Origin of the sequence: Streptomyces virginiae, from assembly GCF_000720455.1 — a bacterium.
In the GTDB taxonomy this organism is placed as follows: Bacteria; Actinomycetota; Actinomycetes; order Streptomycetales; family Streptomycetaceae; genus Streptomyces; species Streptomyces virginiae.
The window spans coordinates 270,568-283,760 of record NZ_JOAK01000016.1 but is presented as its reverse complement, the minus strand read 5'-3'; the positions used below and the strand labels follow the sequence as shown (position 1 = coordinate 283,760).

Here is a 13,193-nt window from a genome sequence, read left to right as displayed (position 1 = left end):
GGCGTCCTTTCGCGTTCCCCGGGTGAGCTCCGCCGACACACCTCCGGCAGGCCCATGTCCTCATTATGCACGCGGTGCGTGCAACACCAAGTGCATTGGTTAGGATGGGACCTGGCGAGAGGAGCCGAATGGCAGGCCGAAGGCGTTGGTCAACCGAAGAGATCCTGGACGCGGCGGCGGAACTGCTGCGCACGAGCGACGCGGATTCGTTCAGCGTGCGCAAGCTGGCCGCTGTCCTCGGGACCGATTCCAGCAGCCTCTACCGCCACTTCCGCAGCAAGACCGAACTGCTGCGCGCGGTCGCCGACCGGGTGCTTCTGACCGCGATGGACGGCTACCGCCACGAGGGTGACTGGAAGCAGCGCATCACGTCCCTGGCGCTGCACGTGCGGGAGGCTTTCGGGCGGCAGCCCCAGCTCGCCGCGGTCTGGGGGCGCTACGCATCGAGCGGCACCGGCTCCCGGCTGGTCATGGAAGAGGTACTGCAGGCCCTGCGCATGTCGGGGCTGCCCGACGAGGAGATCCCGGCGCGCTACCACCGGCTCGCGGTGCTCATCGCCGCACTGATCTCCTCCGAGGCCGGGGTCAGCACCGTCACCCCCGGGGAGCACGAACAGGGCATGGAGCTGTTCCGCGTGGCGGTCCTGGGCGCCGACCCCGAACGCTTCCCGGCCCTGGCCCACTTCGCCCGCGACGTCCGCCCCCTCGGGGCGGATCGCCGCGGCGCGTTCGACGACATCCTCGCCGCCCAGCTCGCCCACATCGAGGCCGCGGTCCGCCCCGGCTAGCCGGGGCGGAGCGACCGGTTCAGTCCCGGGGCGCCGCGGCGACCGGTTCGCGGGGCCGGGTCTCGTGCGGGGCCGGGGCGGGCGGCGGGCAGGTGGTGGGGCGTTCGGCCCAGAACGTGGCGGACGCCGCTCGGCGGGCGAGCATCAGCAGCACTCCGACCAGGCTCAGGCCGAGGGCGATGACCAGCGGCGGCCCGAGGCCGAACCAGGCGGCCCCGCCGGAGGAGTTGGCCGGGTCCGCCATGTCGGCCACCGCCTCGGCGAGCAGCCACACCAGCATGCCCGCGCCGACGAGGGGGCCGGCCCCGATCAGCAGGAACTCCCGTACTCCCGAGGTCAGCCGACGCCGGTGGTAGACCGCGCAGGCGATGCCGGTGAGGGCGTAGTAGAAGGCGATCAGCAGGGACAGCGCCGTCAGGGAGTCCGCGAGGGCGTTTTCGCTGATCCGGTGGATGAGCAGGTACCAGACGGTGGCCGTTCCGGCGACCCACCAGGTGCTGACGGCGGGCGTGCGGTACCGGGGGTGGATCAGGCCGAAGCGGCCCGGCAGGGCGTGCCGGCGCGCCATGGACAGGGCGGTGCGGGAGGCCGGGATGATCGTCGTCTGGGTCGAGGCGAGCGCGGAGGTGGCGACGGCGACGAGGACGATCCAGTCCCAGCCGCCGAGGGCCTCGTGGGCCAAGGAGGCGAAGACGGCCTCCTCGTCGTCGGCGTGCGCCGCGAGGAAGCCGGTTCCGGCGTAGGCGACGACCGCGAAGGCCACGCAGACGTAGGTGGCCAGGAGGACGACGGTCGACCAGATGCCGGCCCGGCCGGGTGCCGAGGAGGGGTCCTTCGTCTCCTCGGTGAGGTTCACGGCCGACTCCCAGCCCCAGTACACGAAGACGCCGAGGAGGAGTCCGCCGGTCAGCGCCGTTCCGCCGGCCCCGAAGGGGTCGAGCCAGCCGGCGGCCGGCCGTACGGCGCCGAGGGAGGCGGTGCCGGCGTACACCCGGTACAGGGCCACCGCCGCGAACACGAACAGGCAGAGGGTCTGCAGCAGGACGAGGACGTTCTGCAGCCGGGCCGCCGCCTGCGTGTCCCGTACGCACAGGGCCGCCATCACCACGATCACCAGCACGGTCAGCGCCTGCCGGACCAGGGTGTCGCCCGCGAGGGCGTCCAGGCCGCCGGCCAGCAGCCCGAAGTTCACGGCCACGTCGGCGAGCGAGCCGACGACCAGGACGCCGGTCATGGTGATCGCCCAGCCCCCGAGCCAGCCGGCCGTGGGCCCCAGCGCACGCGTCACCCACGAGAAGGTCGTGCCGCAGTCGGGATCGGCCCGGTTCAGGTAGTGGAAGGCGGATGCGATGAGGACCATCGGCACGAAGGACGCGAGCATCACTCCGGGAGCGTGTACGCCGACCAGCGCGACGATCGGCCCGATCACCGCGGCCAGGGAGTACGCCGGCGAGGTGGCGTTGAGCCCGATGGCGAGGGCGTCGGCGAACCCGATCGCGTTCGGTCTGAGCGTGGCGGCCGGCGTCCGCGGGGTGTCTTCGACCATGGTCCCTCACTGGTGCTGTGTGAACGGGGCGTGAATGCGATGAGGAAACCGGTGCGCCGCCCAGAGGGTCAATGGTGTTGGCATAAGCCTGCCGGCTCAGGCTCCGGAGTCCGCCAGCTGCCGCTCCGCCGTCTCCAGCAGCATCTCCAGGGCCACCGGGTAGGCGCTGTGCGGCATGCGGGCGGCCAGCAGCCCGGCGGTGGCCGCGATGTTCGGGTAGGTGTCGGCCGGCAGGCGGGCGTACGTCGACTCCCACCGCTCCTCGTCCGACTCGCGGGCCTCGGCCGTCAGCGCGAGCGGGCCCGCGTCGAGCGCCGCGAAGGCCAGGCTCTGGTCGATGTAGGCGTGGTAGATCCGCACCGCGTCCTCGTCGCCGAAGCCCGCCCCGCGAAGGATGCCCAGGATCGCCTCGTCGGCCGCGATCTCGCGCGGCCGGCCGGTCACCCGGCTCGCGGTCAGCAGGGCGGCCTGCGGGTGGGCGAGGTAGGCGCCGTGGATGCGCAGCCCGAGGGCGCGCAGGTCGTCGCGCCACCGGCCGGTCGGGGTCCAGCCGGCGAGCGCCCGGCCGATCAGCTCCTCGCCGATGGCGAGGGTGAGGCCGTCCATGCCCTCGAAGTACCGGTAGAGGGTGCTGGGGTCCGCGCCGAGGGCGGCGCCGAGCCGCCGGGCGGACAGGCCCGCGCTGCCGTGCTCGCGCACCATCCGCAGCGCCGTCTCGACGATCAGCTTCTCGGAGAGCACCGTCCCCCGGCGGGTCGGCCGCCGCCGCCTGCGGGCCTCCTCCGGCACCACGTCCTTCGCCATCGGCCCGCCTCCATCACGTCCCGGTCTTATGCCAACACCATTGACCTTAACTCGGGGCGCCCGGTTCCATCAGCCCCCTGAGGCGCACGCCTCGCCGAGAAAGGACCAAGACATGCGTGTTCTGCTTGTGGGTGCCGGCGGTGTCGGGAGCGCGATCACCAAGATCGCCGCCCGTCGTGACTTCTTCGACCACTTCGTCGTCGCCGACTACGACCTGGCCCGCGCGCAGGCCGCGGTCGCGGCCCTCGGCGCCGACGAGCAGCGGTTCGGCGCCTGCCGCGTCGACGCCTCCGACGAGGCGGCGGTGACCGGGCTGCTCACCGAGCACGAGTGCGACGTACTCATGAACGCCACCGACCCGCGCTTCGTGATGCCCCTGTTCAACGCCGCGCTGGCGGCGGGCAGCCACTACGTCGACATGGCCATGTCCCTCTCCCGCCCGCACCCGGACCGCCCGCACGCCGAGTGCGGGGTGAAGCTCGGCGACGAGCAGTTCGAGCGCGCCCCGGAATGGGAGAAGTCGGGCCGCCTCGCACTGGTCGGGATGGGCGTCGAGCCCGGCCTGTCGGACGTCTTCGCCCGCTACGCGGCCGACGAACTCTTCGACGACATCGAGGAGATCGGCATCCGCGACGGCGCGAACCTGACCGTCGAGGGCTACGACTTCGCCCCGTCCTTCAACATCTGGACGACGATCGAGGAGTGCCTGAACCCTCCGGTGGTCTACGAGAGCGAGCGCGGCTGGTTCACCACCGAGCCGTTCAGCGAGCCGGAGGTCTTCGACTTCCCCGAGGGCATCGGGCCGGTCGAGTGCGTCAACGTCGAGCACGAGGAGGTCCTCCTGGTGCCGCGCTGGGTCGGAGCCCGCCGGGTGACGTTCAAGTACGGCCTCGGCGACGACTTCATCGGCAAGCTCAAGGCCCTGCACGCCCTGGGCCTGGACTCCACCGCCCGGGTCACGGTCCGCGGCGAGGACGGCGCCGAGGTCCGGGTCTCGCCGCGTGACGTGGTCGCCGCCGCTCTGCCCGACCCGGCGACGCTCGGGGACCGGATGACGGGGAAGACCTGCGCCGGCACCTGGGTCAAGGGCACCAGGGACGGCCGGCCGCGCGAGGTGTACCTCTACCACGTGGTCGACAACCAGTGGTCGATGCGCGAGTACGGCTCCCAGGCCGTCGTCTGGCAGACCGCCGTAAACCCGGTGGTGGCGCTCGAACTCCTCGCGACCGGCGCGTGGTCCGGGGCCGGCGTCCTGGGCCCCGAGGCCCTGCCGCCGGTGCCGTTCCTCGACCTGCTGACGGCGTACGGCTCGCCCTGGGGGGTACGCGAACAGGGGCCCACTCCCGCCCCGGGCCACTGATCGCGCCCGCTGCTCCCGCCGGACGCAACCGGATTGATCATGTTTGGCGTCTTTGTCATCACGTGACCGTCAAAGGGAGAGGAGAGGCGACGTGGAGCAGACCCGTCGTGCCGTACTGACTCTGGGAGCGGGAGTGGCGCTGGGCGCGGCACTGCCGGCGGGCGCGGCCCGTGCGGCGGCGCCCGGCGGGGGCGGCGAGGCCGTCCGGCGGCTGCGCGCGCTGGAGCGTGAGTACGGCGCGCGGGTGGGGGCCTACGCGCGCGACACCGGGACGGGCCGGACGGTGCTGTACCGCGCCGACGAACTGTTCCCCATGTGCTCGGTGTTCAAGGCGCCGGCCGCGGCGGCCGTGATGCGGGACCTGGACCGCGACGGCGAGTTCCTCGCCCGCCGGATCCACTACACGCAGGGTGACGTCACCGCTGCGGGCGGCGGCTCGGTGACCGAGCGCCCGGAGAACATCGCGGGCGGGCTGACGGTGGCCGAGCTGTGCTCGGCCGCCATCGCCCAGAGCGACAACTGCGCCGCGAACCTGCTGCTGCGCGAGCTGGGCGGGCCCACGGCGATCACCCGTTTCTGCCGTTCCGTCGGTGACCGAACGACACGGCTCGACCGGTGGGAGCCCGAGCTGAACTCGGCCGAGCCGTCGCGGGTGACCGACACCACCAGCCCCCGGGCCATCGCACGCACGTACGGGCGGCTCGTGCTCGGCGACGCGCTCGTCCCTCGGCACCGGGAACTCCTGACGCGGTGGCTGGTGTCCAACACGACGAGCGACGACCGGTTCCGCGCCGGGCTGCCCCGTGACTGGGTGATCGGGGACAAGACGGGCGCCGGATCGTACGGGACCAACAACAACGTGGGTATCGCCTGGCCTCCCGGGCGGCCGCCCGTGGAGCTGGCCGTACTGACCACCAAGCCGGATGCGGCCGCACCGCGCGAGAACGCCCTGGTCGCCCGGGCGGCCGAAGTACTGGCGGCGGCGCTCACCTGACCGTCGCGCCCGCTCGCGGCCGTCTCCGTGCGATCACTCCAGCACGGTGGCGGTCGTTCCGGTCCGTCTGGTCCGTCTGGTCCGTCTGGTCCGTCCCGCAGTCGCAACCGCGGGACGGCAGCACGCTTCTGCCCGGCGCTCTCCTCCCCAAACCGGTGGCCGAGGTGTGCCGGACCGCGCCGCGGGCAGGCGGAGGGCGTGAGCGTGTACGTCGGCACCTCCGGGTGGCAGTACCGCGACTGGTCGGGCGTCCTCTATCCGCCGGACCGGCCGCAGCGCCTGTGGCTGGAGGAGTACACCGGTCATTTCCGCACCGTGGAGAGCAACGCCGCCTTCTACCGGTTCTACCGGCTGCCGTCACCCGAGACCTTCGCGCAGTGGCGCGCCCGCACGCCGCCCGGTTTCGTCATGGCCGTCAAAGCCAGCCGCTTCCTGACGCACGTCAAACGTCTGCGCGAGCCCGCCGAGCCGGTTCAGCGGCTCATGGCGCACGCCGCGTCCCTCGGCGACCGGCTCGGACCGGTCCTGCTCCAGCTGCCGCCCACCCTGCGGGCCGACCCGGCCGCGCTCGACGCGTGCCTGGCCTGCTTCCCGGCCGGTACGCGCGTGGCCGTCGAACCCCGGCACGAGTCCTGGTGGACGGAGGCCGTGCGCTCGGTCCTGACCGACCGCGGCGCGGCCCTGTGCTGGGCCGACCGCGGATCGCGGCCCGTGACACCGCTGTGGCGCACCGCGGACTGGGGGTACGTACGGTTCCACGAAGGCCGCGCCCGGCCGGCTCCCCGCTACGGCCGGACCGCCCTGCACACCTGGGCGGCCCGGATCGCGGACACCTGGCCGTCGGGCGCGGACGTCTTCGCGTACTTCAACAACGACCCGGGCGGAGCGGCCGTGGCCGATGCCCGGGCGTTCGTCCGGCTGGTGCCGTCCCACGTCAGGGGCGAGGCCGCCGTCACCGTCAACCGGCCCACGAAACAAGGATCTTGACGGTACCGTGCTGCCCCAGCGGGCTGACGTGGTGCCTCCGAAGTGCCACGATGGTCCGTGCTTCAACAGTGTGCCCTTCGGGACGCTACGCGAGCGGCACCGGCGTGTCCCGGGGGACGGCCCTACCCCACGAAAGGGCGGACACCCATGCGCGTTATACCCTTCGTATGGCCTTTAGGCGGCGGCCGCGACTCGGCCGCGGACGACGCGGTGCGGCTCTACTACAGCCGCAAGACGCAGGAGATCCTGCACAAGTACGGTCCGGGTCCACGCGTCCACTTCCACGTGGGGCTCTATCCGGACGGCCCACCGGACACCACCGTCGCGCAGAGCACGCTGAAGCAGAGCCTGTTCCACGCGCAGGAGCGGATAGTCGACCACGCGGCCCGCTCCTGGGGCGCGTACGAGGCACCTCCCCGGCGGCTGCTCGACATCGGCTGCGGCCTGGGCGGCACCTCGCTCTACTGGGCTCAGGAACACGGGGCGTCGGTCACCAGCCTCACGGTCGCACCGGAACACCTGCCGATCGTGCGGCACTTCGCCCGTCACACCGGGGTCGCGGAGCGCGTGCAGCCCGTACTGGCGGACGTCCACGACCTGGACGAGGTCCGCGCGTACGACGCCGTCTACGCCAACGAGAGCAGCGGATACACCGACCGGAGACGGCTGTTCGAGGTCGTCGCCAAGGCCCTCGTACCCGGTGGCTGGTTCGGGATCCAGGAGCACTTCGCGGGCGCGTCCGAGTGGCGGGAGTTCATGGACGGCTACTACAGGACGCGACTGGGCCGGCGCGCCGAATACCTGGCCGCGGCCGAGGCGGCCGGCTTCGAGCTGGTGCAGGACGAGGACGTGACGGACTCGGTGGCGGAGTTCTGGGTGCAGTCCATGGCGTGGAACACCGCCGAACTAGACCGGCTGAGAGCGGGCTCCGGCGGCCGGCCCGGAGCCTGGACCTCCGAGCGCCTCGAACAGTCGACGATCGCGCACAGCAAGTTCTTCCGGCTGTGGCGTGACCACGCCGTGGAGACGCGGCTGCTGCGCTTCCGGATCGGCGGTGGCCGATGACCGCGCCGCCGCGGCCCTCGCGCCTCGGTACGGGCCTGCCGCCCTTCTACTGCCCCCTGCCGCGCGACCTCGTCCATCCCGACGCGAAGGAGGTGGAGGCCCGGGCGGTCGAGTGGCTCGACGCCTTCGGCCTGTACCCGGATCCGGTCGAGCGCGCATGGGGGCTCGCCACCCACAGCGCCGACTTCTCCTGCCGCATCGTCCCGGACGGGGACACGGAAACCGTCCTGCTGTTCACCGAGTGGAACTACTGGGCCAACGCCGTCGACGACTGGCAGGATTCCGGTTCCGAGGAGGTGGGGACGGCGGCCGTCGTCGAACACGGGGTACGGCTGCTGCGCACCATCGAGGACCCCGGGGCGGCCCTGCTGCCCGACGGACCCGTGACCCGCGCCCTGCTGGACCTGGTCGGCCGCACCCACGCCCTGCTCAGCCCCTACGAGCTGCGCAGATTCGTCGAGGGGACACGGGACTGGCTGCTCGGGGCGGCCTGGCGCGCCGCCCGGGCGGAGGAGGGATCGATGCCGGGGCTGAACGACTTCGTCGCCATGGGGCCGCTCGCGAACGGCACGCGGTTCTCACTGACCTGGTCGGACGCCGCCCGCCGGGACCGGCTGCCGGCGGACGTCCTGTGCTCCCCCGCCCTGACGGCCCTGACGGACGCTGCCGGTTTCGTCGTCAGCGCGGACAACGACCTGTTCTCCTACGACAAGGACGACCACCTGGAACCGCGCGAGGTGAACCTCGTCAACGTCCTCGCCCACCAGAAGGGGTGCCCGCCGGCCGAGGCGGTACCGCACGCGGTGGCGTTGCGTGACCGGGTGATGGTCCTCTTCCTCGGGCTGCGGGCCCGTCTGGAGCACGACGCGGACCGCGAACTGCGCCGTCACCTGGCGGCGTTGGGACACTACGTCGCCGGCTCCATCGCGTGGCAGACCCGCGCACCCCGGTACGCCAGCCCGCGCAACCGCTACGAACTGCCGCTCGTGGACGCCGCGTTCTCGATCCGGTACGCCGACGGCCCCAGCTGCACCGGGACCGAGCCGCCGGACCTGCCGGCCCTGGCGGCCTGGTGGCGGCACCTGCACGCCTGAGCGAGGAACGGAGGGCCCCGGCCGCTGCGGCCGGGGCCCTCGGTACGCGCGGCGGCCTCAGCCGCGGCCGAGCAGTCGGCGCCACCAGCTGACACCCCGGCGCCGTCGGCCACCGGTGACGGCGACCTCGGGAGGCGCCGTCGGCTGCGGCGGGATCACCGGGTGAACGGGGTGCCCGGCCGGCTGCTCCACCGGGAGCTGCGGGGCCGGGGACGCCACCGTGCGCGGGGCGAACCGTACCGGCAGGGACAGCAGGTGACGTGACATCAGGGTGCCCCGCCACTGGAGTTCGCTCGCGTCGACCGCCAGCTGGAGGTCGGGCAGCCGGTCCAGCAGGACCTCGATTCCGGTGTCCGCGATGGCGCGCCCGATGTCCTGGCCCGGGCACTCGTGGGGGCCGCTGCTGAAGGCCAGGTGGGAGCGGTTGCCGTGGACGGACGCGGCCGGATCGGGCCGGATCTGCGGATCGGCGTTGCCCGCGGCCAGGCCGAGCAGGATCATGTCCCCGGCCTTCACCTGCTGGCCGCCGAGCACGGTGTCGCCGGTGGCCCAGCGCCCGATGATCGTGTTGATCGGCGGGTCGTCCCAGAGGACCTGCTCCAGGGCGTCCGGCAGGGTCATGTGGCCTCCGGAGAGGCTCGCCCTGAACCGCGGGTCGGTCAGCACGGTGCGCAGCGTGTTGGCGATCAGGTTGGCGGTGGTTTCGTAGGCCGCGATCAGCACGACGCGCAGGTGCATGAGCACTTCGGTGTCGGTGAGGTCCGCCGGGTGCTCGATCAGCCAGGAGGCGAGGTCGCGGGCCGGCTTGGCCTTGCGCTCCACGACCAGGTTCTCCAGCGTGGTGGTGACGTAGCGGTCGCTCTGGAGGGCCGTCTCCGTCCCCTGGAGCATGTCGCGCGCCGCGTTGACCAGCAGCGGCCCGTGTTCGTCGGGGGCCCCGATGAGCTGCGTCATGACCAGCATGGGGAGCTGGTCGGAGAAGGCGGACACCAGGTCGGCGTACCCCTCGGCCGCGATCTGGTCGACGAGCTGGTTGGCGAAGCGCGTCACGTAGCGGCGGATGCCGCGCTTGTCGAAGCGCTCCAGGGACTCCACCACGGCCGCGCGCAGCCGCTCGTGGACGGGGCCGTCGGTGAAGTTGCACACCGGCACCCAGGAGACCATGGGGCCGAGCGGGGTGTCGGCCGGCACCCGGCCCTCTCTCAGGTCGCGCCAGCCCCGGGGGTCGCGGGCGAAGCGCGACGACGTGCGGGCGACGTCCAGGTTCTCCCGGTGGCCGAGGACCAGCCACGCCGGGAGGTCCCCGCTCACCAGGACCGGGGCCACCGGGCCGTGCTCGGCGCGCAGCTTCTCGTACAGGGCGAGGGGGTCCGCCTGGGCTTCCGCTCCGTGCAGGCGGTGCAGGCCGCCCGCGGTCGCCGCCGCGTGGGCGGGGCACTCGGGCGGTGGGGTGGGGGTGGTGCTCACATTGCCTCCTGGGTGGCTGCCTGGGAGTGCAGGTAGCGCATGAGGGTCAGCAGGACGTCGCGGGACGATTCCCGCCTTCTGGCGTCACAGACGAGGATCGGGACGGCGGGCGGCAGGTCGAGGGCCTCGCGCAGCTCCTCCAGCGGGTGCTCGGGCGCGCCGGGGAAGGAGTTGACGGCCACGACGAAGGGGACGCCGCGCTCCTCAAGCCGCCCGATGACGTCGAAGCTGATCTCCAGCCGACGGGTGTCGAGGAGTACGACGGCTCCGAGCGCGCCTTCGAACAGCCCGCGCCACAGGAACCAGAAGCGCTCCTGGCCGGGTGTCCCGAACAGGTACAGAACGAGTTCGTCGTTGATGCTGATGCGGCCGAAGTCCATGGCCACGGTGGTGGTGATCTTGCGGGCGACGCCCCAGGTGTCGTCGACGCCGACGCCGGCCCTGGTCATCGTCTCCTCGGTGGTCAGCGGCTTGATCTCGCTGACCGCACCGACCAACGTCGTCTTGCCCACGCCGAAGCCGCCGACGATGACGACCTTCACGGCCGCCGCGGCCGTCTGCGGCAGTATGTCCGCCTCGCGCGGCCCGGCGGGCGGGTCAGAGCTTCTGAAGTCCATCGATCACTGCCTCGATCAGAGCAAGGTCGGGTAGCTGCGCGGCGGGAATGGGCGGGCGGACGTGCACGCGCTGGGCGGCCATCAGGTCTCCGACCAGCACGGTGACGACGCTCACGGGCAGGCCCACGTACGCGGCGATCTCGGCCACCGACAGCGGTGACTGGCACATCCGCAGGATGGAGGCCTGCTCGGGTTGCATCTCGGGCCGGGGAGGCCCTTTGGCCACCACTAAGGTCACGAGGTCCAGCCGGACGGAGGTGGAGGGTCCACTGCGTCCGCCGGTGATGACGTACAGCCGTTCGGGACTGCTCTCCTCCCAGCTTGCGGGCGGCTCTTTCACGCGGGCTGCCCGTCATGCCGCGGCGGGCTGCTCAGGTGGTCCCCCATTCGGGTCACCAGGTTGCGCATCTGCGCGCCCATCAGGCCCGCGTCGACACCCTCGTCGGCGAGTACCGCGAGGTAGGAGCCGTCTCCGGCGGCCATCAGGTAGAAGAACCCGCCGTCCATCTCGATCACGACCAGCCGCATTCTGCCCTGGGAGCTGGGCAGTTCGGCGGCCACCGCTCCGGCGAGGCTCTGCAGGCCCGCGCAGGCGGCCGCCAAGCGGTCGGCCGTGTCCGTCTCGGCCCCGTACTGCGCCACGCAGAGCCCGTCCGCGGACAGTACGATCACGTGCCGTGTCTGCGGCACGCCGGCGGCCAGGTCCTTGAGCATCCAGTCCATGCTGCTTCGCTGAGTCATCACTGCTTACGCCCCTTTGGTCGCTGAACCCGACGAGTCCTGGGCGCCCGGTGCGTCCTGGCCGGGCTCACCGGCCAGGCCGCTGTGGAAGGCCTCCAGCCACATTCCGGGGCCGTTGTCGTCCGCCGGCTGCGGCCCCGCCGCCGGCCGGACGTCGGAGGTGGTGACACGGTCCTTGCGGCGCCGCTGCGGCAGACCGGTCGCGGTGCGTTCGGAGCTCGCCCCGCCGCTGACGGGCATCGGCCCGGGCATGGGCCCGGACATCGGCGCGGGAGCCGGCCGCGGCACGGACACGCCGACCGACGACGCGTCGACGGGGTGCTCGCGCGGTGTGGCCGACACGGCCCTGGGCCCCGAGGAGGAGCCGATGCCGTGGGCGAGACCCGTCGCCGCGGACGCGGTGGTGATCAGGTGCTGCGGCACGATGACCACGGCGCGGACGCCGCCGTAAGCGGAGGAGCGCAGCGACACCTGGAAGCCGTACGCCTGCGCCAGCCGGCCGACCACGGCCAGGCCCAGGCGCGGCGTCTCGCCCAGGTCGTTGAGGTCGATGCCGGACTGTGCCTGCGCGAGCATCTTCTCGGCGCGTGCGCGGGCCTCCTCGCTCATGCTGAGGCCGCCGTCCTCGATCTCCACGGCGATGCCCGACTGCACCTCGACGGCGGTGAGGTGGACCCGGGTGTGCGGCGGGGAGTAGCGGGTGGCGTTGTCCAGCAGCTCCGCGAGGGTGTGGATCAGCGGTTCGACGACCGGGCCGACGACGGCGACCTCGGTGACCGAGTGGAGTTCCACGCGCTGGTAGTCGATGATCCGCGACATCGCGCCGCGCATCACGCTGTAGAGGGTGACGGCCCTGCTCCACTGGCGGCCGGGGCGCGCACCGCCGAGGACCGAGATCGAGTCGGCGAGCCTGCCGATGAGGGCGGTGCCGTGGTCGAGTCGCAGGAGGTCGCCGAACACGTCCGGGTTGCGGCCGTGCCGGTCCTCCATCTCGCGCATCTCGTGGGCCTGTTGGTGGACGATCGCCTGCACGCGGCGGGCGACGTTGACGAAGGCCCGCTGCGCCGAGTCGCGCAGGCTCTCCTCGTTGTCGACGGCGTCGATGACGTGGGCCAGTACGGCCTGGAGGGCGGCCCTGAAGCGGGGGGTGAGGGCGGCGTCGTTGCCCCAGCGGTTGCCGTGTCCGGCGCGGCCGCCCAGGGAGGTGAGCACCTCCTCGGCCACCTCGCCCCGGCGCAGTCGCTCGATGGCCTCGGGGAGCACGACGGCGGACAGGCGGGTCGCCTCGGTCTCCTGGCGGGCCAGGGTGTGCTGGAGCGCGGCGATCTGGGCGCTGCGGGCGGCGAGCGCGCGGCCGCGCCGCAAGGCCTCCACGAACACCGCGGCGCCGCAGAGGGCGCCGGCGGCGATCAGGATGGTGCCGACCGGCTCGGAGGAGGAAACAAGCGCCCCGGCCAGGCATACGGCGGCCAGGGAGGCGAACGCGGGCAGCGCCCGGCTTGCTCCCACCTCCGGGTGGACCGTTTCGGGTGGAATGTCTCTTTGCTCCATCGGCGTCCTCGAATTATCGGAAAAGGGTTACCTTCTGACCGGTGGGCGGGAGCATAACTACGCCCAACTGCCCGTACGGGCGCTTTCGTTGGAGTTCATCGGACCGAAGGAACCGTTATGCGTCATCTCCGACGACGATTTCCGGCCGCAGTATCGGGCGGCGCTCGGCGGCGGCCGGC

13 protein-coding genes are annotated in these 13,193 nt (G+C 72.5%); 6 read left to right on the top strand and 7 right to left on the bottom strand.

Translation table 11 applies throughout. From position 1 onward, the window contains the following. Positions 1-128: 128 nt before the first annotated feature. Positions 129-788 (top strand): TetR/AcrR family transcriptional regulator, encoded by a 660-nt coding sequence (locus tag IG86_RS0123560; protein WP_030821987.1) that lies wholly within the window; start codon positions 129-131, stop codon positions 786-788. Positions 789-807: 19 nt separating this feature from the next. Here the strand turns inward: IG86_RS0123560 and IG86_RS0123555 are convergent, their stop codons facing one another. Next, positions 808-2,334 carry an APC family permease gene (locus IG86_RS0123555; RefSeq protein ID WP_078906008.1) on the bottom strand — a complete coding sequence of 509 codons (1,527 nt, stop codon included), beginning with the start codon at positions 2,332-2,334 and terminating at the stop codon, positions 808-810. Between the two features lie 96 nt (positions 2,335-2,430). Then, positions 2,431-3,138 (bottom strand): TetR/AcrR family transcriptional regulator, encoded by a 708-nt coding sequence (locus tag IG86_RS0123550; protein WP_030821982.1) that lies wholly within the window; start codon positions 3,136-3,138, stop codon positions 2,431-2,433. Positions 3,139-3,250: 112 nt separating this feature from the next. On the opposite strand from IG86_RS0123550, the gene IG86_RS0123545 reads away from it, so the two are divergent. From IG86_RS0123545 to IG86_RS0123525, 5 genes are all read left to right on the top strand, one after another. After that, positions 3,251-4,498, top strand: coding sequence for a saccharopine dehydrogenase family protein (locus IG86_RS0123545; RefSeq protein WP_030821979.1), 1,248 nt, complete (start codon positions 3,251-3,253; stop codon positions 4,496-4,498). 91 nt (positions 4,499-4,589) lie between these two features. After that, positions 4,590-5,492 (top strand): class A beta-lactamase, encoded by a 903-nt coding sequence (gene bla, locus IG86_RS0123540; protein WP_030899344.1) that lies wholly within the window; start codon positions 4,590-4,592, stop codon positions 5,490-5,492. Between the two features lie 198 nt (positions 5,493-5,690). After that, entirely contained in the window at positions 5,691-6,479 is a 789-nt protein-coding gene (locus IG86_RS0123535) for a DUF72 domain-containing protein (RefSeq protein ID WP_051785356.1), read from the top strand. Positions 6,480-6,626: 147 nt separating this feature from the next. Continuing rightward, complete coding sequence (locus IG86_RS0123530; RefSeq protein ID WP_030821971.1) at positions 6,627-7,544, top strand: SAM-dependent methyltransferase; 918 nt, start codon at positions 6,627-6,629, stop codon at positions 7,542-7,544. Further along, the gene (locus IG86_RS0123525) at positions 7,541-8,638 is read left to right on the top strand and encodes a terpene synthase family protein (RefSeq protein ID WP_051785354.1); all 1,098 of its coding nucleotides are present in this window, start codon (positions 7,541-7,543) and stop codon (positions 8,636-8,638) included. The genes IG86_RS0123530 and IG86_RS0123525 overlap by 4 nt, the downstream gene beginning before the upstream one ends. A 57-nt stretch (positions 8,639-8,695) precedes the next feature. On the opposite strand, the gene IG86_RS0123520 is transcribed toward IG86_RS0123525, so the two are convergent. From IG86_RS0123520 to IG86_RS0123500, 5 genes are read right to left on the bottom strand one after another with little or no spacing between them, the layout of a single operon-like run. Continuing rightward, on the bottom strand, positions 8,696-10,105 hold the full coding sequence (locus IG86_RS0123520) for a cytochrome P450 (protein WP_030821964.1): 1,410 nt from the start codon (positions 10,103-10,105) through the stop codon (positions 8,696-8,698). Then, positions 10,102-10,722: a GTP-binding protein gene (locus IG86_RS0123515; protein ID WP_030651948.1), complete on the bottom strand. Its 621-nt coding sequence runs from the start codon at positions 10,720-10,722 to the stop codon at positions 10,102-10,104. The genes IG86_RS0123520 and IG86_RS0123515 overlap by 4 nt, the downstream gene beginning before the upstream one ends. Then, complete coding sequence (locus IG86_RS0123510; RefSeq protein WP_030651945.1) at positions 10,703-11,062, bottom strand: DUF742 domain-containing protein; 360 nt, start codon at positions 11,060-11,062, stop codon at positions 10,703-10,705. The genes IG86_RS0123515 and IG86_RS0123510 overlap by 20 nt, the downstream gene beginning before the upstream one ends. Then, positions 11,059-11,463 carry a roadblock/LC7 domain-containing protein gene (locus IG86_RS0123505; RefSeq protein ID WP_030651942.1) on the bottom strand — a complete coding sequence of 135 codons (405 nt, stop codon included), beginning with the start codon at positions 11,461-11,463 and terminating at the stop codon, positions 11,059-11,061. Before IG86_RS0123505 ends, IG86_RS0123510 begins: the two co-directional genes overlap by 4 nt. A 6-nt stretch (positions 11,464-11,469) precedes the next feature. Then, the gene (locus tag IG86_RS0123500) at positions 11,470-13,014 is read right to left on the bottom strand and encodes an ATP-binding protein (protein WP_030899338.1); all 1,545 of its coding nucleotides are present in this window, start codon (positions 13,012-13,014) and stop codon (positions 11,470-11,472) included. Positions 13,015-13,193: the final 179 nt, after the last annotated feature.